We start from the raw sequence: 24,712 nt of genomic DNA, 5'->3' as shown, positions 1-24,712 counted from the left end.
AATTAAATAAAAAACTCGTGTAGACTCTCATGTGCTGAGATAAATATATTCACTAAAAGGGGAGAAAATATAAATGACAACTATCAAAGAGGCAGCAAAATATAAATGAAGACAATAAATAAAGGGCCAGAGCCCATTTTAGATATCGGCCCCCTAGACGTTGAACTATTAGGCAAGCCCATTCATATCATTCGTGAGAAACTTATTGGCGTAGTTTCTGAGTCTTGTATCGGCCTGACCCATGAATTGCAGAACTGGTTAAAAACTAGCAAGGTAGAAGCAAAGTTAAATATAGTCGACTTACATACTTTCTTGCCATTAGAGATGGAGAAATGCCAAACATCAACCTACCAACACCAAAACGGTGGGCGTGTTTTTGTTCATGCCGATAACGTTGTTCTAATCAAATTGGCAGACCGATTTTATGGTGCAAATGTAGAACGCGATTCAACAACGCTGACAAACAGTGATCTACGCATCCAAGAACGAATTAGCAAACTGATTATCACCAAGCTGGCTCCAGACGCTATGTGGGCAATATCTGATTTTGCGCCAACTAACGGTGTGGGGTTGCATGCTGAGTTGATAATTCAGTTTGATGGATTTGCGGGTAGAGTACACCTAAAACTGGACAGCAATCTGATCCAGACCTTGGTTGAACAACTTGAGCTTCAGTCGAATACCGATTTATACCAACCATTCTGTCACTCCTTAAAGTCGACTCGAGTACGATTGAATGCCGTACTTATTAAGAAAATCATGCCCTTAAGTGACATTGTTAGCCTTAAACCTGGCGACATATTTTCAATCGAATTACCCAGTGACATCCCTATCAGTATTGGTCACCAGCCACTTTTCTCTGGACGCATTGCAGAACAAGATGACCAACTCGTTTTAATTCTCAACTAAGTTTAAGGAATCATAATCATGAGCGAATCAATAGAAAATACCGTGTTCGATACTAACGAACTTAATTTTGACGATTTTCAGATAGAGAATTCTGAAAACGACATGCCTTTCCAACAGACTCCACCAATCGAGCGAGATCTCAGCTTTTTCAAGGGTATCCCTGTGGTCGTGACACTGGAAGTTGCGAGTAAAGAGATAACACTAGGTGAGTTAATGAAAGCTGGAGAAGGAACTGTGATTGAACTCGATAAACTTAATGGTGAGCCTTTGGATGTCAAAGTCAATGGCTCGTTGATGGGACACGCTGAAATTGTCATTGTGAACGACAAATACGGTCTGCACCTGACTGATGTGTTTAGTTCAACGCCTACAGATGACACGGTTTATTAACCTAATTCAATGAATAACTCTATGAATAAACTGCACTCTCTTTCGGCTTGGACGCCAGTGATTCTGCTGGCATTTTGTTTGGTAGTTTGCCCTACATACGCAGCAGATAACGGCTTAACTATTTTGTCCGTATCTGACGGAGCGACTGAGCAAGAATACAGCGTTAAACTGCAAATTCTACTGCTAATGACAGCACTGAGCTTTTTACCAGCTTTCATCCTGATGGCAACCAGCTTTACACGTATCATTGTGGTACTGGCTATTTTGCGTCAAGCGCTGGGATTACAGCAAACGCCTCCTAACCGAGTGTTAGTGGGAATTGCACTGACACTTACTTTGCTGATCATGCGCCCAGTTTGGACCGATATTTACAAGAACGCTTTTCAACCTTACAACAATGGTGAAATCACGCTAGTACAGGCGTTTTCTGTGGCAGAAAAACCCGTTCGCGATTTCATGCTGGCACAAACACATCAGAACTCGCTTGAGCAGATGTTGCGTATCGCTAATGAACCCATAGACCAAAACGTGGAAGATATTTCTTTCGCAATTGTTTTACCTGCCTTTGTCATTAGTGAACTCAAAACCGCTTTTCAGATTGGTTTTATACTGTTCATCCCTTTTCTTATCATAGATTTAGTGGTCGCCAGTGTGCTAATGGCCATGGGCATGATGATGCTCTCACCACTCATCATTTCATTACCATTCAAACTGGTCGTGTTTGTGCTTGTAGATGGCTGGGCAATGACTGTCGGTAGCTTGTCCGCCAGTTTTGGATAATCGAGGAAAGATCATGACACCTGAAATGGCCGTAACCCTATTTTCCGATGCCGTATGGATGATCATTATCATAGTCGTTGTTTTGGTTGTACCCGGCCTGGTTGTCGGCCTGGGTATTGCCGTTTTTCAGGCCGCGACCCAAATCAACGAACAAACGTTGAGTTTCCTACCCAGGCTACTCGCAACCTTGTTGATGGTGATTTTCGCTGGACATTGGATGCTACGTAAGATCATGGAACTATTTAACTATCTGTTCCATAGCCTTCCCGGGATGATTGGTTAATGGCCATTACCTTTGCTGAGCTCTCCGCAATTCTCGGTCAACTCTGGTGGCCATTTTTTCGGGTTGGTGCTGTGTTCATTTCCATGCCTTTCTTTGGAGATGCGTTGATCCCGATTTGGGTTCGTAGCTTACTGGCTCTCGCTATTGTAGTAATCACAGCCCCTTTAATTCCTGCTATGCCAGCTGTCGACCTATTTTCCATGACTTCGCTGTTTCTCGCATTTGAACAAGTTATTTGGGGCATTATATTTGGTTTAATTTTGCACATGCTGTTCACTGTATTCGCCATGTTGGGGCAGATTATCTCACTGCAAATGGGCTTGGGAATGGCGATGATGAATGACCCCGTCAATGGCATTTCTGTAGCGGTTCTGGGTCGGTTGTTTCTCATTTTTTCGACGTTACTTTTTCTTGCTCTAGAAGGACATTTATTGGTGATTGATGTTCTCATTCAAAGCTTTGTTATCTGGCCTGTGGGTTCAGGTATCACTTCTCTTTCACTACAAGGCGTCATCAATGTCTTTGGTTGGATGTTTGCCTCATCACTCGCGCTTGCTTTACCAGCCATCATTTCCATGCTTCTAGCCAATATCAGTTTTGGTGTGATGAACCGCGCCGCACCATCCCTAAACATTTATGCTTTAGGCTTTCCGATGACCATGTTGCTCGGTTTGTTTAGTGTGTTGATTTCTGTATCTGGGATTCCTGACCGTTATACAGACTTAGTACACAACACTTTACAATACTTAAATAATTTTATATCGGGTGGGGTATGAACGAACATTCGTCACAAGACAAAACAGAACAGGCCTCTCCTCAGAAAATTAAAAAAGCTCGTCAGGGCGGGCAAGTCCCTCGTGCAAAAGAGTTTACTACGGCTGCTATTTTTCTCGCTGTTGTGCTGTTTTTCTATGCCCAACTTGACAATATTTGGCAGAGCATGGCTGGCATATTCAGATTCAACATGTCTCTGACTAAAAAAGATCTTGGTAATACTCAACAACTGGTTGAACAACTTGGGCAGAGCTTAGCGATGGTGATTGAGATGTTACTGCCCATGTTCGCAGTGATCATCATCACTACCATAGGGAGCAGTATGGTATTGGGAGGTTGGATGTTCCGCCTTGCCAATATGTCACCAAAGTTAAGCAAACTAAATCCAATCAATGGAATCAAGCGTGTGTTCTCTACTCGTTCTTTAGTGGAACTGTTGAAATCGACACTCAAAGTAATGATCATTTTCGGGGTGTTATATGGCTACTTAGACAGTCACCTTCAGCCTTTGTTGGGTATGCAAAGATTACCGCTCCCTCAGGGAGCTATTCTGATCATATCCATTTTATTTGAAGGGTTACTGCTGATGAGCTTTGCCTTACTCATCTTTGGTGTGATTGATATCCCATACCAACGTTGGGAGTATTTAAAAGAGCTGCGTATGTCCAAGCAAGAACTCAAAGAAGAGTTCAAGCAAAACGAAGGTCGACCAGAGATCAAACAACGTATTCGCCAAATTCAACAACAATTTGCTCGACGAAAATTCAACAAAACAGTGCCAACAGCGGATGTCGTACTCACGAATCCAACTCACTACGCCGTTGCCCTTAAATACGACACATCACTCTCCGATGCACCGTTTGTGGTAGCCAAAGGGGTGGATGAAACCGCCATACACATTCAACGCATCGCAAGAGAAAACCAAGTAGAGATCATTAACTCGCCACCTTTAACTCGCTCCATTTATTACACCACAGCGATTGAACAGGCCATTCCAAGCCAACTTTACATTGCAGTGGCTCATATTCTGACTTACATGCTGCAGTTGAGAGCATTTCGCAAAGGTGAAGGTAAACATCCACTACCTCTGCCACATTTTTCAATTCCTAGACACTTGCAACACTGATTACCCGCGTATATCCAAGGACACGAAAGTATGCTTAACCGGTTAAAACAACTACAAACATCCACTAAAAGTTACATCGGAGTACCAATAGTACTACTGATGGTACTCGCGATGATCATTCTACCGCTATCACCCTTACTTCTGGATGTCCTGTTTACGTTCAATATCGTACTCGCCATCTTGGTACTGTTGGTTAGTACTACTGCCAGAAGAACGCTGGATTTCTCCATCTTCCCTACCATGCTGCTGGTTGCGACCTTATTACGCTTGACACTCAATGTAGCATCGACCCGAGTTGTTCTACTTGAAGGCCATAACGGGGGCGATGCAGCCGGTAAAGTGATTCAGGCATTTGGTGAAGTAGTGATCGGCGGTAACTATGTTGTCGGTATGGTCGTCTTCATCATCCTGATGATCATCAACTTTGTTGTGATCACCAAAGGTGGCGAACGTATCTCTGAAGTCTCTGCACGTTTTACACTGGATGCCCTACCCGGCAAACAAATGGCGATTGATGCAGACTTAAACGCAGGCCTGATTGATCAAGAAACGGCTCGTCAACGCCGTAAGGAAGTTTCCAACGAAGCAGACTTTCACGGTTCGATGGATGGCGCTTCTAAATTTGTTCGTGGTGACGCGATTGCTGGTTTGCTGATCCTCTTCATTAACATTATTGGTGGTATCAGTATCGGTATCTTTGAGCACGGTTTACCTGCTTCAGAGGCTTTCAAAACATACGCCCTGCTGACCATTGGTGACGGTCTGGTTGCTCAGATTCCTTCTCTGCTACTTGCAACTGCTGCTGCAATCATCGTTACCCGCGTCAATGACAGCGATAACGACATGTCAGAAATCATGCGTAAGCAATTGCTTGCCACTCCGGTAACACTGTTTACCGTCGCGGGCATTATGGCGATGATTGGGATCGTTCCTGGCATGCCGCATCTGGCGTTTTTCATTTTTGCCACAGTGCTTGCCTTTGCAGGTTGGCGTCAGTCGAAAAAACCTATTCAAGATAACCAAATCGAACAGGTTGAGGCGATTTCTCATGCAATGCAAAAAGAAGAGACACTATTGACTTGGGATGACATACCTCATGTACACACTCTGTCTCTTGCACTAGGTTATCGATTGGTGCATCTGGTCAATAAAGATAATGGCGCACCACTGACACAACGCATTCGTGGCGTGCGCCGTAACCTGTCTGAAAAAATCGGTTTCCTGCTTCCTGAAGTACGTATTCACGATAACCTGAGCCTAAAACCCAGTCAGTACACCATCGCATTAAACGGAGAAGTGATTGAGCAAGGGTTCATTGAGTCAGATCGTTTACTGGCGATTGCTGTAGGAGAAATCTACGGTGAAGTCGATGGTATTTTGGGTAGTGATCCAGCTTATCAACTACCTGCCGTTTGGATTGACTATAACGACAAGGCCAAAGCGCTGAATATGGGCTATCAAGTCGTAGATGATAGTACAGTGATCGCGACTCATATCAGTAAAATCATGAAAAACAATCTGGCAGATCTATTTACCCATGATGATGTCGAAGCGATGAATCAGCGTTTGACGCAACAAGCACCAAAGCTGGCAGAAGCATTAGGCGCCACTTTAACACCTGCTCAACAGTTAAAGGTTTATCGTCAACTGTTACTGGATCAGATACCGCTTAAGGATATTCGCACCATTGCAAACACCATGCTTGAATCAGCAGAGCACACCAAAGACCCGATCCTACTGGCAGCAGATGTTCGCTGTGCCTTGCGCCGAACACTCGTCAATCTAATTGCAGGGCAGAAAAACGAACTCAACGTTTATGCGTTGTCTGACCAACTGGAACAAATGCTTCTATCATCTTTGCAACAAGCACAGGCAAACGGTCCGGTAATATTGGATAGCTTTCCTGTTGAACCGAATATTCTGAGCCAGTTTCAGCAAAACTTACCTCTAATCAAGCAACAGCTAAAGCAACGAGGTTTAGTTCCTATTCTGCTAGTAATGCCGCAGTTACGCCCTTTAATCGCCCGCTATGCCCGAACTTTCACACAAGGACTGGCAGTACTGTCATACAATGAAATACCAGAGAATAAACAGATTAATGTGGTAGGAAACCTCGGCTAACATCTTTAACAATAACTGTCATATCCCCAAACAACTTGAAATTGCGGATAGACGGCAAGCGAGTAAATCCCCATGAGCATAGATAACCATGTGATTGGGGTGAGCAGACGCTACCAACACCGCTGCAGCTTCAAATAGGAAAGGCATTTATATAGTACCAATTCATCTAAATGCTCTTTATAACCCCATAGAGAATATTTTTTGTTCGGTTTTCAATACGTTCAAGCTCGAGTTTCCTAAGATAAATAAAATGGTAATTTTTTGGAATGAAACTCACTAATAAGTAACAAATTCCTCGAAATCACCTTTTTTTTTCCATATTCAATTAACCCTCAGAATTAGTCATCCGCCTTCTGATAAGGCAGGGAACTTACCGAAGCCTGCAGAAAGACAGTTAGCAACCCAAGGAGACTAATATGGCTTTATCTATGCATACTAACTACGCTTCACTTGTTACTCAAAATACGCTGGGCGCCACAGGTAACCTACTTAATACCGCAATGGAGCGTTTAAGTACTGGCTACCGTATCAACTCAGCAGCAGACGATGCTGCAGGTCTACAAATCTCTACTCGCCTTGAGTCTCAGACTCGCGGAATGAAAGTGGCGATGCGTAACGCGCAGGACGGCATTTCCATGATGCAAACTGCGGAAGGTGCGATGGACGAGATGACTAACATTATTTACCGTATGAAAGATCTCGCAACTCAAGCGTCAAATGGTTCAGCATCAAAAGCGGACAAAGCGGCACTTAACAAGGAATATCAACAACTTAACGATGAGTTAGTAAACATCAAGACTTCAACTAACTTTGGTGGTCAAAAGCTATTTGACTCCACTGGCTTCGCTGCAGGTGTCGTGAATATTCAAATAGGTACCAAGGCTGGTGATCTACTCGCTATAGATGTATCTAAAGAAATCAAAGAGTTCAGTAAATCAATTGGTGACGTAGGGAAATACGCTCTGGGTAAAATCGATACAGAACAAGGTGCACAAGCTGCACTGACAAAACTGACTGGTCCAACCGGTGACGAAGGCCTTCTCGCACAAATAGGGAACGTACGTTCAAGCTTTGGTGCAAACATCAATCGCCTGGATCATACTATCGTTAACTTAGGCAATATGGTTGAAAACACCTCCGCTGCAAAAGGTCGTATCACTGATACAGATTTCGCCGTAGAAACTTCAAATATGACAAAGAACCAACTGCTAATGCAAGCTGGTACCAGCGTTCTGACTAAGACGAACCAACTCCCAGGAATGGCAATCAGTTTACTAGGCTAAGTGTGTCGAGATTTATCCTATCGTAATGCACAAAGTCGCCATCACCGAGGTAACGCTGATCAGTTAAGGAGCGGCCGATCCTTCTGATGAGTCAAAACCGGAAACCATTCAATGGTTTTCGGTTTTTTATCTCTATAACTTCTGTACTTGCTGGCTTCCTTGAAACGTTACTCATCGATACATCCCAATTGACAACTTTTCTGACATTTACATTCCATCTATCTTGCTAATTACACTTAATTTCCTACCCCTTTTGGCCGCTTTGTTCTACTGGGGAAATCGCTTTAGCTTCCCTTCTAATGGTGGGAAAGGCGGAATCATTAAAGTGAAAAATCACTTCCTCCCACCCACAAGAGAATACATTAATCCATTGATTTTATTGGGCATAAATCTTCGGCATACATCTTGCCATAATTAATGCGCATTCGGTTTGATGATTAAGACACTTTAAGTAAGAAAGGGAGAAACCTTATGAGTATGAGTTCGTTTGATCCAATTCAGATGGCTACCAAGCTTGCTACTTACGATACCAAGCCTTTTAAAGATCGTTACCAGACGGAAATGGATCGCTACCAAAAACAGATAAAGGCGCTTGACAAGACAAAAAGCATATTAAGTGAGTTCCGAGCAACCATTAACAACATGAATAACGCGACTAATGGCGTAATCAAAAATTCAGCAACAACCTCTCAAGATGGTTTCTTGGCTGCCAGCGCGAACACCAATGCCCTTGTTGGTAACTACCAGATTTTTGTAGAACAAGTTGCAACATCTCATCAAGCATCTACGGGTATGCCAGCTGATTTAAAGCCGACGACTAAAATTCCGGCTATCGGTAATTTGGAGCTCTCTATTAATGGCAAAAAGATGTCTCTGGATTTATCCACTGTTGATTCCGATGGAGATGGTCAAGCCACCATGGCCGATTTGGTTTCTGCTATTAACAATAGCAGTGATAACCCTGGCGTAAACGCCACTCTAGTACGTTCAAATGGTCAAACTCACTTTATGCTATCAAGTACATCCACGGGCGAAGCTAACCGCATCAATATCAGCGCAACGGGTACTGGGCAAGCTTGGTTTGAGGATGCGTTTAAAAATCTAAAAGACATCAGCCAACCAAAAGATGCCGTTATCTGGCTAGGTAAACAAGACAGTGGTCTGAAACTAACAAATGCTAGCAATACGTTAAAAGGTGTGATTGATGGCGTCGATATTACGGTATCGAAAGCACAGAACGCAGGTGATGCACCGATCAACCTCAGTGTAGGCTCTGACAATGAATCGACTAAGAAGCAACTCGACAAATTTGTTGATTCGTACAACTCAATTATCTCTACCCTAGATGAATATACTAAATCCGGGAACGAAGATGAGGCTCGTGGTGAGCTAGCCAATGATCCAACATTGCGTTCTATCGAAAGTCAACTGAATAACATCATACGAAGTAAATTCAACGGTAAACGACTCAGTGACGTGGGTATCACCATTGGACGAGACGGAAAAATGACTGTTGACAACGACAAATTTACCGAAGCCCAAAAAAACAACAGTGCGGCACTGGAAGCCATGTTTAATGGCAATAACGCGTTGCTGGACAGTTTAAACAAAATGACAGAGCCATTTCTCAAATTCTCTTCAGGTTTGTTCAGCTCACGAAAAGAAGCCCTTCAGGCAAACATTGACCGTATCGAAGATAAACAAGCCACTTTAGAGCGTAAATATCAGATGTCATATGACCGTTATCTGAAACAATTCGCTCAAGTAAATACGCTCGTAAATCAAATGAACCAAACCATGGGTATATTTGGTTAAAACAATTTAGGAGAAGCACTTATGCTCATAGACTCAGATTATGATTCATATCAGCAAGTCGAACTCGATGCACAAGCTGCGGCCGCTACACCTCACCAATTAGTCATTATGCTGATTGACGGGTTGCTTGATGAAATCGAGCGTATTCGTGGTCACCTCGCCGCTAATCGTTTGGCCGAAAAAGGTACTGCTATCAATAAATGCATGAACATTTTGATTGGTCTAAGCAGTGCTCTTGATGATGAACACGGCGGTGAGATTGCACGGAGTCTGCAGCAGCTGTACGACTTCTGCTTAGTAGAGCTTTATCAGACTAGTGTTCACAACGATGCAGAAAGGCTCGCTAATGTAGAGCTCGTGATGAGTAATATTAGAGAAGGCTGGGTGGGGTTTGGCAAGCAAGCATAAAGCATTAACGGAGCAATTTCGTCAGTTGTCTCAACTGATTCAAATCGCCACTCAAACGGCCGATTGGGACGCCTTGAAGCATCATGATTTGCAGCTAAGAGAGCTACTTGCCTGCCATAAGCCGTACCTGAATGATCCAGAACTCGCAACGGAAATCCAACGTACCAAAACGATTTACGCAAACGCATTTAATTCTCTTGAAAATGAGCTCAGCAAGTTACAGCAGGAAATGAGTTTAATCAGTGCTCAGTTAGAACGAGCAATGGCTTATCAGCTTGCAATGACCATGGAATCGACCGAATGATCCCCCCTACTTCTTCTCTGAATGTGGCATCCACTTCTCTAGGCGCAAAGGAAGGCAAAATCACCAGCGCCAAAGGTGAAGCGTCTACATCCGCACCCAATAACACCATCTCGAAAACGGCGGAGCCTCTTGAGCACAACTCTAAATTTCGTTTACTTAAAGTGAAAGCAAATGCCAAAACGGAAGAATCCAAGCCATCGGACGCTGCGAGCAACACATCAGGCAATGAGTTAACTAAGCTAACTCAAACAAATGATGAAAATGGATTTCTACCTGTAATAAGCCTGAATAATTTGCAAGTGCAGGCCGGCGCTGAGCCTAGTGCACAAGGTCAGCCTTTGGCTCAAAATTTAATGAAGCTGATTTTAAAGCGTGACACGTTGAATTTGGTATTGGATAAAGCCAGTTCTCACTCTTCTCTATCGGTGACAGCCGCGCCAAATCAAACGACGCAATCTCTTCAATCTTTGGCTAACAACGCCAAGCTGAATTTGTCCATGTTTGAGACCCAAATGTTGCTCCAGCCCCCCCAAAATGGGCAAACACAGCAACCTGTTTCGGCGCTGCAATCAGCCCTGAACCAACTTGTGTCGGCAAGCTCTCCCCATCCACTTAGCCAAATTCAGGGACATAGCCAAAACACTGAATGGGCTGCGGTTCGTGTTGACGCCAGCACAGGAAAATGGGGCGAACAGATGATGCAAGTACTGCATGATCGCGTCACCTTACAGGCACAGCAAAATATCCAAGAGGCAAAAATCCGCCTGGATCCACCAGAACTGGGCAAATTGGATTTACTCGTCCGCGTTGAAGGTGATCGCCTTCATGTGCAAATCAATGCTAATGCAGCCGCTACTCGAGAAGCCTTAATGCAAGTTTCTGAGCGTTTACGTACCGAACTCCAAGAACAGAATTTCGTTCATGTCGATGTAAACATAGGTTCTGAAAAAGGAAAAGAGCAGCTATCACAAGAGACATCTCAAGAAGAAAAGAATGTGTTCGCTGCACGAGATATTTCATCACTCCAACCACAAATCAACAACCGTTATTCAGACCATTGGCTTAACACGAAAGCCTAAATAATCACTATCGAGGAAAAAGGTTATGACCAAACAACATATGATCGCTATTTTTTTCGCCATGATCATCACCAGTGCCCTCGTTTCGGCCGGTACTTTGGTTAGTGGCATTTGGTATCTCAAGAAGGAGGCGTCAAGCCTTGAACAGGAAGTGGTAGGTTCATCATTGCCATTTCTCTCCGACGAAGAGACAAACAATGACCCCAGTTTCTATCCGCTAGACAAGGTGGTGTTAACCATCAAAGGCAAAAAACAGACACACTATGTGATGCTGGAGCTGGCTGTAGAAACCCGTCGCCCTGATCGTATTAAAAACATCGATAACTACATGCCTGTAGTCAAAAATTCGCTGTTACAACTGTTCAGCGATAAAACTTTTGATGAACTACAACAGTCTGGTGCGATTAACCGTTTGCAAAACGAAATCAAACAAACTCTGCTGAATGTTTTCGCGAAAACGGGCGTCGCACGTGACATTGACGACATCTTACTCACCAAGTACGTCATTCAATAGGGGAGTTCACTTATGTTGGAGATGAACTCAGAGAATAATTATACGTCAGTGGAAGAGATCAACACGCCACCTACACCGATTGATGAAAACCAGTTGTTGCAACGACATAAAATCATGGTGAAACGCGTGGTGAATCAACTCAGAGTCCATGCAACTGCATATTGCAGTATTGATGACATGCAGCAAATTGGGCTGATTGCATTGATCGAAGCGGGCCGTCGTTATGGTGATATTAGCGACCCTAACTTCCCTAATTTTGCCGTCTGTCGAGTGCGAGGTGCCATTTTAGATGAACTACGTCGATTAGATTGGCGTTCACGCAAAACCCGTCAGCAAGCCCATGAACTGAACGATATTACTCGTGATCTTATTCGAGCTTTAGGCAGACAACCTACTGATGCAGAAACGATCAAAGCGCTCGGCACCAATGAACAAGATTATTACGCAAGGCAAAGTGCAGCATTAGCGGGTGAGCTACAAAGTTTGGATCAATTGATAGAAAACGGTGTCGAAAACCAATTTAGCGGCCACTACGATGGTTTAAAACACGAGCATATTCGTCGTAGCTTAGAGACAGCACTGAACAAATTGTCAAAACGAGATCAACTCTTATTAACGCTGTTTTATCAACACGAACTCAACCTCAATGAAATTGCGCTGATACTGGATCTGACATCACCTCGTATTTGTCAGCTCCACAAACAAGCGCTCAAACAACTTAACCAATACTTGTCCTCTTAGGAGTCACAGATGCAAAAATTTCTAGGTGCAATCATTATTTTATTAGGCGTCTTTGGCGGCTATGTATGGGCTGGCGGCAGTTTATCAGCCATCTGGCAACCAGCAGAAATCCTAATCATTGTTGGTGCAGCATTAGGCTCGATGATCATTGGTAACCCACCGCAAGTACTCAAAGAGACACGCCGTCAGCTTACGATGATCATGTCCTCAACAAAAGATGAGCGTGAATCCTATATGGAGTTGATGGCGTTAATGCAAGTGCTATTGGATACCATTCGTAACGGCGGTTTTTAAACACTGGATAAACACATCGAAAACCCAGAAGAGAGTCAGATCTTTACACGTTACCCTCTAGTCACTCGTAATTATCGTCTTGTTTCTTTCATTACCGACAATTTGCGTTTAATGGCAATAGGGCAAATGTCGCCTCATGAGTTAGAGGGGCTGCTAGAACAAGAAATCGAAGCTATACAAACTGAATTGCTGCTGCCATCACGTTCAATGCAACGCACAGCAGAAGCATTACCAGGATTCGGCATTTTGGCTGCAGTCGGTGGCATCATCATCACCATGCAATCTATTGATGGTTCTATTGTAATGGTTGGCTATCACGTTGCTGCCGCCCTCGTCGGTACATTCATTGGTATTTTTGGCTGCTACTGCTGTTTAGACCCAGCCAGTAACGCTATGGCTCAGCGTATAAGACGAGACATGTCGGCTTTTGAATTCGTACGCGCTACTTTGGTAGCTCACGTTGCGAAAAAACCTGCTCTTCTCGCTATAGACTCTGGTCGGAAACATATTCAGTTAGACATCAAACCCACATTCGACCAAATGGAGAAGTGGCTGGCTGATCAGGAGGGATAATGCAAAGACAAGAACGTGTAGTGTTCAAACGTGCTAAAGGTTACATATATGATGAACATTACGGTGGGGCGTGGAAAATCGCCATGGCTGACTTCATGATTGCGTTGATGGCGCTGTTTCTTGTGCTCTGGGTCATGCAAACGGTAAATAAAGATGAACGCAAGGCAATCATCGCGCATTTGAACAGTTCAAATGTGTTCGATGAAAGCTACGGCAACCCTTTTGATACTTCAAACAGCATTTCTCCTATCGACTTGGCATCAGATTCTTCGGTGCCAAGCCGTCACAATTCCAACCATGTGGTCAACTCTTTCTTCCAAGGAGATGGTGACGGACCAGAGAGTAATTCTTTGATCGACGGAAATTTTGAAACGCAAGAGCAACTGACACTGTTGGCTAAAGTCGTTAAGAAAGTCATAGGTCAGGTCAGTGCTCAGGGTAATGTTAATGTCACGGTAACACCACAAGGTCTGCGCATAGTGCTACAAGATGATTACAAACAATTCATGTTTAGCCGAGGCGGCTCAGAATTAACCCCTTTCTTTGAAGATCTTCTATTGGCACTCGCTCCCGTTTTTCAACGCGTTGCCAACCCTATCATTATCAGCGGACACACAGACTCAATACCTTTCAGGAAGACAATCAGTAAAACATCGAACTGGGAGCTTTCAGCATCTCGTGCCAACGTTGCACGAAAAACATTGGTCGATGGCGGTATGCCCGCAGAGCGTGTCATGCAGGTGACTGGTATGTCTGACCGTGCTTTGTTAAATCAGACAGCTCCTGACTCCAGTGAAAACCGACGTATTGAACTCTTTGTGCTCACTACACCAGCGGCCAAAGTGTTGGAAACCTTTTTTGGCAATCAAACAGGAACAGATTTGAACAAAGCGAAACAAAAAGCCAAATTCAATCAACCTGTAATTCGTCAAGAAATGATTGACTAAGAATACGCCAACAAGTCTTTGAAAAGTGATTAATACCAATTTACTTAGAAAATCACTTAACAAACTGCCGCACATTTTGGTGTGACAACTTACCCAACGTGAGCATCATTGTAGATATTTAACCTGGTTCGTCAGAACTGGTTTAAAGCTTGTTATCTTAACCTTGAGATAAAAGCCATTAATCTTTTAATTTTAATATGTTAGGGGTTATTTAAGCTCAGCACTGTCATAACCGTCATATTAGACGCATAACTAGACAAGATTATCAGCCAATAGCTAAGTCTATTGCGGTATTTTTAACGATGTTAGGTGCTAAATGAAAACGATCCCCAAACTGCTTGGAGTTACAGGTAGACGGCAAGTGAGTGAATCCCCATGAGCATAGATAGACGATGTGATTGGGGGAGCGAATGCAACTAACACCGCTGATACTTTAAGTAGCAAGGGGATAGGCTTAAGGTATCCTGCGCTCTGGTTATTTCGTTTGAGTTGATTATGAACCAACAATCGTCCAATAAACTTCAAAAAGATCGTTTGAGAAAAGCCCTTCTATGGTTGATCGTTCTTGACTATATATTGCTGGCATTTTTCTTGGCACAGCTTTCCAACCTTACATTAAATAGTGGCACCATCATTAGCCTGTTACTCTTTGTCTACAATATCCAGTTGTTTTCCTTATGCTTCCAGAACACTAGTCATCGGGACTCTTACATCATCTACCCGACGATTTCTGCAACTCTGTTGGCATTTGTATACTTTCTGTATTTTTTCTTTATGGTGTAATACTTCACAAGACGGTCGTTGAGAACAATCGTATAGGTATTGACGTTTAGGGCAACGCGACACATCTGGCCTTTTGTTGAAATTACGGTGATAAGTCTACCTATTGTACAAACAATCAGTAGTTTTCAATCCTTGGACTTGATACGGTTTTCACCTGTATACCGTTTGCTACCCATAATAGCAAAGGGTAACTGCCTGCGGGCACTCGGATCTTTGTTCTGCTCGGCCAGAGCATAAAACAAGCGGGAACAACGGTTTATGAAATTCAACGAGATTGAGGTTTTCTGCCGCATTAGTTCTTCACGGTGAAGTTGATAGCTCAAAAGCCGACTATCAAATCCGTCGGCCTGAAAAAGATGTGCTTATGATGAGAACTGAAGTTAAGTAGTAAAAAGACTGACTTATTTTAGTAATGCCACAACCATGTGACGACGAACATTAGCTTGAGCATTGAGAGCTTGGAAAGTCGAATTGAATTGATAAGAAGCCGATATGATACCTTTTAGTTTTGCAGCGACTTCGTCTGTAGAAAGCAAGCGGCTTTGATTTTGCACTGGTTGCATTTGTGCCCCCAGTTCCCCATAGAAAGCTCTGACTTTTTCCAAACTAGTTTGCACTTGGCTCAAATGCTGATTCACTTTCGCGATGCTTTGCCTGATTCCATCACGTGAGCCGAGGTCAAAGCGTAACTCTGCTATACCTTCGGGTTCTGCTTTCAATTTAAGTGCATTGGGTTGCCCCGCCGGGAAACGGTTCCCTTCTCCAGTGACATACACTTTTTGCTGCATTTTCTGATAAGCACTCTCTTGCACCTCAAACACAATAGTACCGTCTTCTGCCAGTGAAGCTCGCATGCCCATTGCAATTAGACTGCGGTCTAACATTTTTACTGTGTGCGCTCCATCAGATGTGCCATCAAATTGAACCATTACCGATTGGGCTTGGGGAAAATCGAGACGAATTTGCTCTGCTTTTTCACTCAAACGATGTGCATTTAATCCCTGAATAGAAAAGCGACGAATATCCGCTCTGTCCAGTTTAAAATTGAGTTCGTTATCGAGAACTTTCTTGTCATAAATTCGCGCTTGGTTCAAAACCTGATGAATCTTTTGTTTTGAGCGGACTAAATTTTCCTGCAAACTTGGCACATTTTGTGACCCCTGCACCATCGCCTGAGTTAACCCACGTTTAATCTCCGTCAGTTCCTTGCCGATCAAATGTAAAGATTTAGAAGCAATTTGTGCTGACGTCGTATGTTGCTCACTTTGCATCAGCAACATACCGGAGACAGAATAAGCTAACCTGGTATCAGCCTGAGTTAGAATAGGACGAGGAGAGATCTTACTGCTTAAATCTGCAGAGCCAGTGGGCACAACAGAAGTCTGTCCATGCTTTGTCAAACGAATGTTATGTGGCCTAACCTCTACAGTGCTCATTACCATATTGGAAATTCCTATCCTTAAATGCGATCAAATAAGTTGAGGTCATTAATCTTTACGTAGCTCGCTTGCGTTGCTTGCAATGCCGCCATGAAATTACTCAAACGTACTGATGCTTCACCGTAATCCAACTTAGAAAGATCACCAGTAACCTTATCGACAAACAGCTTGTTCTCACTATGTGCACTCTCCATCAAATCAAGGTTATTATGACGGCCACCAATCTCCGTTAGTGCACCAAGTACATTCGCCGACGAATCATCAATTGCTTTCAAACTAGAGTCTACATTCGCGTCAAAATTCTTACTTGGTTTTCCAAACTCCTTAATCAGCACATCGATCTGATTGAGGACATTATGACCACCACCGAGATCCAGAATATCTTTTGCCGTCATATTGGATTCCACGGTTACACCTTTCGCTACCGTCACCACACGCTTATCATTATTGCCTTTAAAAACATAACCAGCATCGGTTTTGTCTAATGCAGCAGTAGCTGTCTTCGTTCCCGAAAATAGATAATGTCCATCTTCGTCTCGAGCATTAAAAGAAGAGGCAATCGAGCCACGCAAACTCTTCAGCTTGCTAATCATCCCATCGCGATCTTCATCTGTTAACGTGCTGTTTACTCCCCAAAGTACAAGTTCGCGCATGCTTTGCAGACTTTCACTGACTGACTCCAGATGCACTTCTTGGTTCGAGAGTGTGGTTTTCACCATGTTAATGTTGTCTTGATACTGCTTGATTGCACTGCCTTCACGATCCAGTTTTAGCAATTTAACAGAGGCCATGGGATCGTCAGAAAGCTTCGTTAAACGCTCTCCTGTCGACATCTGCTGCATGACATTCCCAAGCCCTGCGTTGTTAGTTTGCAGACTTTGCAGCATCATTTGGCTGAATTGTGTATCACTGATTCTCATCTTGAGTTCCTTTTAAAATAACTGCAATACAGAATTGAACAGCTGGTTCGCTGTGCTGATCACTTTCATGTTGGCGTTGTACGCATTTGCAAATGTCATCAGGTTAGCCGCCTCTTCATCACTATTCACTGCACTAACATTATTTCTCGACTCAATAGCTTGTTGGTTCATTGATGTTCTAGTTTGATAATCTGAATCAGCCTGACGCGCTTTGATTGCCGTTTCTCCGACCATCGAAGTGAATGCGTCATTGATGCTGATGTTACCAAAGCCAGTGATAGCGACAGGCTTATTCCCGATGGCAATTAGCTTCTTAAGTACATCCCCATTCCCGGGGGTATCATCACCCGACAAAGCCAGTTGTTTCGGCTTAATATCAGTAATATTCAGACTTGACGCAGGGTTAGCAGGATCGTAACTAAAGAGTGGTTTACCTGGTTTTTTGTTCAGATCCGTTCCGGTTGCGAGCGCAGCATTAAATTCATCAGCAAGCGCTTTCGCCATATCATTAATGGCAACCTGATTCGGTTTTAAGATCTGGTTCTGATAATCATTAATTGCCCCAAGTCGACCACCTACTGAACCAGAAATGACTAAACTCTGTTCACCAAACTTCACATGCAAATCGGCTAACTGAGGATCATCTGGATCGGGAATCGCTTTTAATTGTCCATATTCACCTCCCATCACCAGTGGCTGACCAGAGGCTAAAGTCACCTGAATGCTTCCATCCAGTTGGTCGGTGGTTTTCACTTCAATCACTTGTGACAGTTCACCAATGAGTTCATCACGCTTATCCATCAATTGAGCTGGATTTCCGTCTGTGCCTTCCATTTCAGTAATCTGTTTATTGATTTTAGCGATGTTCACCATCAGGCTATTTGCATGCTTCACCGCTGCCATACGCTGATCATTTATGTTTTTATGTTGGTTGTTCATCGACTCAGACAGAGCATTAAATCTGCGCGCCAACGCCTCTGATTCATTGATGATTTGCTGACGATATGGAATAGATTCTGGCTTTACTGTTGCGTCATTGAGCGCCGAAAATAAGGTATCCAGTCCTGCAGAAATATTGAGGCCATCAGCTCCTAACGTGTTTTCTAACTTGCTCATGCTGTTCATATAGTCCGATGCATAAGATGCCAAACTATTTGTGGACCAAGTTTGTTTGACCAAAAACTGATCGGTAATACGTCGAACACTGCTGACTTCCACTCCCATACCCGGACTTTGTTTTTCATACTTTCCACCACCAACAGAAGTCATGATGGCCTGTTGACGACTGAACCCCGGAGTGTTGATGTTCGCTACGTTCTGCGCCGTTACATCCAACGCAACTCGGTTAGCGTTTAAGCCAGAAAGGGCAATATTGACAATATTCATTTACAGTCCCATTTTCTTATTCAGAGGTTGAGTAAAAGCAGTGGTCATCCCCGCTTCACCGAGCACTTGTTGTATTGAAGCGACGGCATACTGGGGAGAATTAATCACGTCCACATTCATTTCGCCATCTTCCATATCAAGTTGTGATTTGGATTCAGAGATTGTCAACGGCGATGGGGTTTCATCGTTTGCTGGCAACACACCTCGCGATGTCTTGAAAGACATCTCCCTTATGGAAGGGCTGAGTTGCTGCACCAGCATATTGGCGATACCTGAATTTTGTTTCCTCGCCAGTTCAAGGCTGAGCTGCCCATCGTACATATCGCGAAATACGCCTTGCTGTTGGCTGGAAAATGGGCTGTTTTTATCTGCCAAGACGTCGCTACTGCTGCGCATTTGTCGCAATACCATCTGCAAAAACATCGCTTCAAACTGACCAGCGGCGACTTCTAATGAACCTTGCTTATCGCTGCTGTGCTTGATAGTGGCTAGGGCATTGTTGTCGTAATACAGCATCGAGTTGAGCTGCGCTTGGTCTTTTACATTGTTGAACTTCATCCCTGGTTGCTCCTTAAATCACCACTAACTCTGCGTTAAGTGCACCCGCTTCGTACAGTGCTTGTAAAATTGACATCAAGTCTGTTGGTGTCGCACCTAAACTATTTATCGCATTAACAATAGTGTTCAGCTCCGTTCCCGGCGGCCAAATCATCATTCTGTTCTGCTCTTCGCTGACATCAATGCGGGTTTGATCAATAGTTTTTGTCTCACCGCCAGCAAACGCATTCGGCTGACTCACTTGTTGTGATTCAGAGATCCTCACCGTTAAGTTACCGTGACTGACCGCGGCTTCACCCACCTTGACGTTTTTACCTATCACAACCGTACCGGTGCGCGAATTAAAGACAACACGAGCCGGTTTTCTACCTTCAACAACGCTCATTTCTTCCAACATTGCCATCATTTCGACACGTTGCTGTGTATCCTTAGGGGCTCGCATGTTAATACTTGTTTTATTTACGGATACCGCGACATTGGGGCCAAACGTATTGTTGATTTCATGAGCGATATTTTTGGCGGTCGTAAAACTCGGCTTACGTAGATTTAACGTAATTTGGTCACGCTTGTTAAAATCGGTGGAGATCTCTCTCTCCAAGGTTGCACCATTAGGTATCCGGCCAGCTGTTGGGGTGTTAACCGCAACTTTGGAACCAGTTTTCCCTTCAGCAGACACCCCTCCGACAACGACATTGCCTTGTGCTACGGCGTACAACTCACCATCGATGCCTCGCAGCGGGGTAAGCAGTAACGTACCACCACGAAGGCTTTTCGCATCACCAATGGAGGACACCACCACATCCAACGTTTGCCCCGGCCCCGCCATTGGATCAACAGTCGCGGTAACACTGACTGATGCCACGTTGCGGAGTTTCGGATCCATATTATCGTCAATCTGCACGCCAAATTGACGCAGCATGTTGGTGATGGATTGCGCCGTGAATTTCACTTGATTACGGTCACCCTGCCCATCTAAACCGACCACTAGACCATAACCTACTAATTGGTTTTCTCGGATCCCCTGTACATCAACCAGATCCATGATCGGAATTTCCACTTTAGCTTGTGAAGTCGGCGCAAAACCTAATGTCAGTACCATCAGGCAAGAGGAAAAAAATGCTTTGTGTTGCTTCATTAGAATGGTACCCATGGGCTGTTGAAGAACTGAGTAAGCCAACCTGGCGTATTGCTGTCTGCCAGTACGCCTCGACCTGCATAAGTAATGCGTGCATCACCGATTCGCAGAGAAGAAACTTGGTTATTTCGGCTGATATCGTCCACGCGCACAATACCCGTCAGACGAATAAACTCATCGCCTTGATTGAGACTCAACCACTTTTCTCCACTGATACGTAATACGCCATTGGGCAACACTTCACGAACAGTGACGGTAATCGCACCTTGCAGTTTATTACCCTGAGAGCTGGATGCGCTGCCATCAAAGTTACGTTCACTATCCAGACCCACGGCTAAGTCTTCCAATTTAGCATTGCCAATTGTTGGTGCTGCAAAATTGACCTTTGAGCCCTTCCCATACTTTGTGCCTGCTTTTTTACTTGATTCTGTCTCTTCTGAAAGCTGTACAGTAAGAATATCGCCAACGCGGTAGGCGCGGCGATCCTGAAACAATGTCATTGAATATTGATGACGATAAAGGCTACCTGATTTGGCTTCCGGTAAGGAATAATCCAACTTTGGCGGCGCATATTCTTCTGTACCTGGCTCAGGTGGAACAAACTCCTGACGCCATGCACAGCCTGCCAACAACACGACGGCCACTGCCCAGCTCTTAATAAGCCATTTCATTGCTTTTTCCTTCATCATCACCAGATTACTTACACAGATTGCGCAACAAATTTGAGCATGTCGTCAGTGGCAGAAACCACTTTAGCGTTCATTTCGTAGGCTCGCTGAGTTGTGATCATGTCAACCATCTCTTCAACAACCTGCACATTTGAACCTTCTAGTGCACCTTGCTTAATGCTGCCAGTGCCATCTTGACCAGCAACCAGTTCTTCAGCGAGACCACTGGCATCCGTTTCTCGAAATAGATTGCCACCCACGGCTTCTAAACCCGCCGGATTAATGAATTTCGCTAAAGTGATTTGACCTAACTGCTGTGGCGCTGAATCCCCGGCTGTTGTTGCCGAGACTGTACCGTCAACACCAATCGACAGTGAAACGACGTTATCTGGAATTTGAATTTGTGGTTCTAACGGTAAGCCTTGGCTGTTCACCATTAATCCTTCAGAGTTGACATGGAACTGACCATTACGGGTGTACATGATCTGACCGTCTGAGTTTTCAATCTGGAAGAACCCCTGACCCATTACCGCTAAATCCAACTCTTGTGCGGTATTTTGTGCGTTGCCCTGAGTAAATACTTTCTGTGTACCAACCACACGGACACCACTACCTAACTGCACACCAGTGGGCAGTTCGTTTACCTGATCAACTTGAGCACCTGGTTGACGTTGAATGCTGTAGAACAAGTCTTCAAACACCACACGATCACGCTTAAAGCCAGCCGTGTTGACGTTTGCTAAGTTATTAGAAATGGCAGTCATCTTAGTGTCTTGTGCTGCCATCCCGGTTTTACTTACCCATAAAGCTGAGTGCATTAGTAAATCTCCTTTAATAGGCGAGGTTTACCCCGCCGCCATTAATTTGTTGCCTGCTTGTGCTAGTGTTTCTGCGCTCTTCATCATGCGTACTTGCATTTCAAAGTTACGAGTAAGAGACATTACGCTGAGCAATTCATCCACTGCTGAAACATTACTGCCCTCAACATGCTCAGGAACAAGCTGCACAGTTTCATCGACAGGGAAAGGTTCGCCATTCACGTTATGTAACAGGCTATCGCTCTCTTTCTGAAGTTGGTCAATGGGTGGTTTGGTCAACTTTAATGCGCCTACTTCTATTTTTGCTCCACCACCTGGTGGGATCACCGACACTTGACCACGCTCGCCAATTTCGATTTTCTGATATTCCGGCAATACCATGGGACCGTTTTCATCCAATACTGGAAATCCGTTAATAGTCATCGCACCAAATGCATCTACCTTGATGTTACCTGCTCGGGTATACGCTTCACCTCCTTGCGGAGCTTCGACCGTGAGATAGCCTTCGCCAATGATGGCGACATCTAATGGACGACCGGTTTTTATGACATCACCAGAATCAAACCGCGTTGTTGCTGAGTTGGTCACTACCATAGTGCGCCCATCAAAGCCCGCACCGTATAACTGAAAACTTTCCGCACGTTCCATGTCCGCTCGGAAACCCGCAGTATCCGCATTCGATAAGTTGTTCGAATGCACATGTTGCGCTTTTAAAACTCGGCTGGCCCCCGAGGTCGCGGTAAATAACAAGCTATCCATACGAAGCTCCGTTAAATCGCGTTAAACAGAGCTTGAGTCAGCTTGTCGCCAGTCGAAATCGTTTTCGCATTCGCTTGGTAATTACGCTGTGCTGTCATCAAAGAGACCAACTCGCTGGTTAAATCGACATTAGATCCTTCCAACGACCCTGGCGCTAATTCCCCCAGAGACCCCATCCCCGGAATACCCATGATCGGGGCTCCTGAGCTAAAGCTTTGTGTCCAAGCGGTATCATTGACTTTGGACAAACCTTGTGGGTCAGCGAAATTGGCTAATACCACCTGACCTTGTCGCTGAGATTCACCATTGTCATAGGTGGCGTAAACCATGCCGTTGTCTTCCACACGAACGCCCGTTAGCTCGCCAGAGGTATGGCCATTTGCGTTGTTGGTACTTACGCCAAACGCAGCACCAAACTGTGTGCTTCCTTTCAAGCTAATATCAATGTTCAATGGCTCCGCACCAGCCGCTGGGAATGAAACCTTGTAAGAACCTTTAGGAGACTCCAATGTTCCATCGGTTTTAAACTTCACTGGCACTGTAGACACTGGTTTTTTGCTACCATCGACCTGGACACTCACTTTCCAAGTGTTGTCTGCCGTTTTGGTAAAGTATTGAGTTACGTTATGGGCATTACCCAGTGAGTCGTATACTTTCGTGGTGTAGGAAGAATTGAAAGAGTTGGAATTGTTAGGATCAAACGGATATTGAGTTTGATCCACGACTTTAGCGCTGGCATCAAAATTCGCCACAAAATCTATCTTGTTGGTTGCTTTCGCTTCTAGAGACGAGGTCGAAACCTTGATATCGCCAACCGAGCCGGATAACAATTCGCCATTAGTATCAACGCTGTACCCTTGCAGTTTTGCACCATTATTGCCAGTAATGAAGTTGTTTTTATCAGTATTAAATACACCGGAACGGGTGTACAAAAGTTGCCCCATACTGTCTTTCGTCACAAAGAAACCGCTGCCATTAATCGCCATATCCATGGCTCGGCCAGTACCAGTGATTGAACCATTTTTGTCGAAGTTTTGTGATATTGAAGCCACTTCAACGCCGCCCGGTTGCATACCGTTATAAACTGCAGCAAATTCAGTACGTGCTCCTTTAAAGCCAGATGTTGAAGCGTTGGCGATGTTGTTGCTGATGGTGTTCAATTCTTTATTGGTCGAATCCAGACCACTAAGTGCGATGTTAAAACTCATTACTAACCTCTTTTATTGATTTAGTTATGCACCAAACTGAGTGATTTCATAAAAAGGAACGCTGCCAACACCATCAACGTTGATGAGAGAAGCACCACCTGAGCTTGGAATTCGAACTTGTTCTACCGAGCCAGCCAATAGCACATTTGAGCTTTCCTGACCTTCTACCGTAACAGTGTATTTGCCTGGTTTTAGGCCAAGTTTTGCAGGATCAATAGCGAACTCTACATCTCCGGCTGAGTGCGCCCCCAAAGGAACTTTGGTTGACTGACCATATTCATCTACCACCATCAGCGTGACTTGGTTAGAAGCATTGTCGAGAGCAATCTTGCCGTTTTGAACTTTTTCACCCAGATCAAATTCATTCGAGGACACATAGACGGTTTGACCTACCAGCCCCGCGGTCGACAACACTTGCATGTTATCGAGTCGCACCATGCTGTTTTGCATCAATCCCGACATATTCTCCATGCTTTGCACCTGTGAAAATTGCGCTAGCTGGCTGACATATTCGGTACCATCGAGTGGATTCAAAGGATCTTGGTTTTGAATTTGCGCAACCATCATGGTGATAAACTCATTTTGCAATGACGTTGCGCTGTTCGTATCTTGAGGATTACCGATGATTCCGGCACTGCCATTATTTTCAGCTGTCGCAGCTACTGGAGGGGTTTCTGCTGAAAGTGCGTTGTATTGT

At 44.3% G+C, this 24,712-nt stretch carries 26 protein-coding genes and 1 pseudogene; 17 read left to right on the top strand and 10 right to left on the bottom strand.

Annotation, left to right across the window (positions count from 1 at the left end):
• The first annotated feature begins 105 nt into the window (after positions 1-105).
• The 17 genes and pseudogenes from HCZ42_RS11895 to HCZ42_RS21835 all read left to right on the top strand — a co-directional run bounded on the left by HCZ42_RS11895 (position 106) and on the right by HCZ42_RS21835 (position 15,124).
• The gene (locus tag HCZ42_RS11895; RefSeq protein WP_167420905.1) at positions 106-909 is read left to right on the top strand and encodes a FliM/FliN family flagellar motor switch protein; all 804 of its coding nucleotides are present in this window, start codon (positions 106-108) and stop codon (positions 907-909) included.
• Between the two features lie 18 nt (positions 910-927).
• Positions 928-1,299: a flagellar motor switch protein FliN gene (gene fliN / locus HCZ42_RS11890; RefSeq protein ID WP_167420904.1), complete on the top strand. Its 372-nt coding sequence runs from the start codon at positions 928-930 to the stop codon at positions 1,297-1,299.
• Positions 1,300-1,320: 21 nt separating this feature from the next.
• Positions 1,321-2,079: a flagellar type III secretion system pore protein FliP gene (fliP, locus tag HCZ42_RS11885; protein ID WP_167420903.1), complete on the top strand. Its 759-nt coding sequence runs from the start codon at positions 1,321-1,323 to the stop codon at positions 2,077-2,079.
• Between the two features lie 13 nt (positions 2,080-2,092).
• Positions 2,093-2,362: a flagellar biosynthesis protein FliQ gene (gene fliQ / locus HCZ42_RS11880; protein WP_167420902.1), complete on the top strand. Its 270-nt coding sequence runs from the start codon at positions 2,093-2,095 to the stop codon at positions 2,360-2,362.
• Positions 2,362-3,138, top strand: coding sequence for a flagellar biosynthetic protein FliR (gene fliR, locus HCZ42_RS11875; RefSeq protein WP_167420901.1), 777 nt, complete (start codon positions 2,362-2,364; stop codon positions 3,136-3,138). Before fliQ ends, fliR begins: the two co-directional genes overlap by 1 nt.
• On the top strand, positions 3,135-4,262 hold the full coding sequence (gene flhB / locus HCZ42_RS11870) for a flagellar biosynthesis protein FlhB (protein WP_167420900.1): 1,128 nt from the start codon (positions 3,135-3,137) through the stop codon (positions 4,260-4,262). Before fliR ends, flhB begins: the two co-directional genes overlap by 4 nt.
• A 30-nt stretch (positions 4,263-4,292) precedes the next feature.
• Positions 4,293-6,383, top strand: coding sequence for a flagellar biosynthesis protein FlhA (locus HCZ42_RS11865; protein ID WP_167420899.1), 2,091 nt, complete (start codon positions 4,293-4,295; stop codon positions 6,381-6,383).
• Between the two features lie 416 nt (positions 6,384-6,799).
• A complete protein-coding gene (gene lafA, locus HCZ42_RS11860; protein ID WP_167420898.1) occupies positions 6,800-7,666 on the top strand; it encodes a lateral flagellin LafA in 867 nt (288 codons plus the stop codon).
• Between the two features lie 477 nt (positions 7,667-8,143).
• Entirely contained in the window at positions 8,144-9,481 is a 1,338-nt protein-coding gene (gene fliD, locus HCZ42_RS11855; RefSeq protein WP_167420999.1) for a flagellar filament capping protein FliD, read from the top strand.
• Between the two features lie 21 nt (positions 9,482-9,502).
• Positions 9,503-9,889 carry a flagellar export chaperone FliS gene (gene fliS / locus HCZ42_RS11850; RefSeq protein WP_167420897.1) on the top strand — a complete coding sequence of 129 codons (387 nt, stop codon included), beginning with the start codon at positions 9,503-9,505 and terminating at the stop codon, positions 9,887-9,889.
• Positions 9,873-10,193 (top strand): LafD, encoded by a 321-nt coding sequence (locus HCZ42_RS11845; protein ID WP_167420896.1) that lies wholly within the window; start codon positions 9,873-9,875, stop codon positions 10,191-10,193. Before fliS ends, HCZ42_RS11845 begins: the two co-directional genes overlap by 17 nt.
• On the top strand, positions 10,190-11,272 hold the full coding sequence (locus tag HCZ42_RS11840; protein ID WP_167420895.1) for a flagellar hook-length control protein FliK: 1,083 nt from the start codon (positions 10,190-10,192) through the stop codon (positions 11,270-11,272). The genes HCZ42_RS11845 and HCZ42_RS11840 overlap by 4 nt, the downstream gene beginning before the upstream one ends.
• A gap of 25 nt (positions 11,273-11,297) precedes the next feature.
• On the top strand, positions 11,298-11,786 hold the full coding sequence (locus HCZ42_RS11835; RefSeq protein ID WP_167420894.1) for a flagellar basal body-associated FliL family protein: 489 nt from the start codon (positions 11,298-11,300) through the stop codon (positions 11,784-11,786).
• A 12-nt stretch (positions 11,787-11,798) separates the two neighbouring features.
• A complete protein-coding gene (locus HCZ42_RS11830; protein ID WP_167420893.1) occupies positions 11,799-12,527 on the top strand; it encodes a FliA/WhiG family RNA polymerase sigma factor in 729 nt (242 codons plus the stop codon).
• A 9-nt stretch (positions 12,528-12,536) separates the two neighbouring features.
• Positions 12,537-13,394: pseudogene (motA, locus tag HCZ42_RS11825) on the top strand (flagellar motor stator protein MotA).
• On the top strand, positions 13,394-14,341 hold the full coding sequence (locus HCZ42_RS11820) for a flagellar motor protein MotB (RefSeq protein ID WP_167420892.1): 948 nt from the start codon (positions 13,394-13,396) through the stop codon (positions 14,339-14,341). Before motA ends, HCZ42_RS11820 begins: the two are co-directional and overlap by 1 nt.
• Before the next feature lie 495 nt (positions 14,342-14,836).
• Entirely contained in the window at positions 14,837-15,124 is a 288-nt protein-coding gene (locus HCZ42_RS21835) for a hypothetical protein (RefSeq protein WP_254868950.1), read from the top strand.
• A gap of 401 nt (positions 15,125-15,525) precedes the next feature.
• Here HCZ42_RS21835 and HCZ42_RS11815 read toward each other — a convergent pair whose 3' ends face one another.
• From HCZ42_RS11815 to flgD, 10 genes are all read right to left on the bottom strand, one after another.
• Positions 15,526-16,566, bottom strand: a complete 1,041-nt coding sequence (locus HCZ42_RS11815; protein ID WP_167420891.1) for a flagellin — start codon at positions 16,564-16,566, stop codon at positions 15,526-15,528.
• 17 nt (positions 16,567-16,583) lie between these two features.
• Positions 16,584-17,483 (bottom strand): flagellar hook-associated protein FlgL, encoded by a 900-nt coding sequence (gene flgL / locus HCZ42_RS11810; RefSeq protein ID WP_167420890.1) that lies wholly within the window; start codon positions 17,481-17,483, stop codon positions 16,584-16,586.
• A gap of 12 nt (positions 17,484-17,495) precedes the next feature.
• The gene (flgK, locus tag HCZ42_RS11805) at positions 17,496-18,869 is read right to left on the bottom strand and encodes a flagellar hook-associated protein FlgK (RefSeq protein WP_167420889.1); all 1,374 of its coding nucleotides are present in this window, start codon (positions 18,867-18,869) and stop codon (positions 17,496-17,498) included.
• Complete coding sequence (locus HCZ42_RS11800; protein WP_167420888.1) at positions 18,870-19,427, bottom strand: rod-binding protein; 558 nt, start codon at positions 19,425-19,427, stop codon at positions 18,870-18,872.
• A gap of 13 nt (positions 19,428-19,440) precedes the next feature.
• Positions 19,441-20,562 carry a flagellar basal body P-ring protein FlgI gene (locus HCZ42_RS11795; protein WP_167420887.1) on the bottom strand — a complete coding sequence of 374 codons (1,122 nt, stop codon included), beginning with the start codon at positions 20,560-20,562 and terminating at the stop codon, positions 19,441-19,443.
• Positions 20,562-21,233, bottom strand: coding sequence for a flagellar basal body L-ring protein FlgH (flgH, locus tag HCZ42_RS11790; protein WP_167420886.1), 672 nt, complete (start codon positions 21,231-21,233; stop codon positions 20,562-20,564). The genes HCZ42_RS11795 and flgH overlap by 1 nt, the downstream gene beginning before the upstream one ends.
• A gap of 29 nt (positions 21,234-21,262) precedes the next feature.
• The gene (flgG, locus tag HCZ42_RS11785) at positions 21,263-22,048 is read right to left on the bottom strand and encodes a flagellar basal-body rod protein FlgG (protein WP_167420885.1); all 786 of its coding nucleotides are present in this window, start codon (positions 22,046-22,048) and stop codon (positions 21,263-21,265) included.
• Positions 22,049-22,075: 27 nt separating this feature from the next.
• On the bottom strand, positions 22,076-22,807 hold the full coding sequence (locus HCZ42_RS11780) for a flagellar basal body rod protein FlgF (RefSeq protein WP_167420884.1): 732 nt from the start codon (positions 22,805-22,807) through the stop codon (positions 22,076-22,078).
• Between the two features lie 11 nt (positions 22,808-22,818).
• Positions 22,819-24,015: a flagellar hook protein FlgE gene (flgE, locus tag HCZ42_RS11775; RefSeq protein ID WP_167420883.1), complete on the bottom strand. Its 1,197-nt coding sequence runs from the start codon at positions 24,013-24,015 to the stop codon at positions 22,819-22,821.
• A gap of 24 nt (positions 24,016-24,039) precedes the next feature.
• A partial coding sequence (gene flgD, locus HCZ42_RS11770; protein WP_175579482.1) for a flagellar hook assembly protein FlgD occupies positions 24,040-24,712 on the bottom strand: 673 nt, incomplete at its 5' end.

The organism is Vibrio hepatarius, from assembly GCF_011806575.1.
GTDB lineage: Bacteria > Pseudomonadota > Gammaproteobacteria > Enterobacterales > Vibrionaceae > Vibrio > Vibrio hepatarius_A.
The sequence above is the reverse complement of the archived record's forward strand: the minus strand, read 5'-3'. Positions and strand labels throughout refer to the sequence as shown.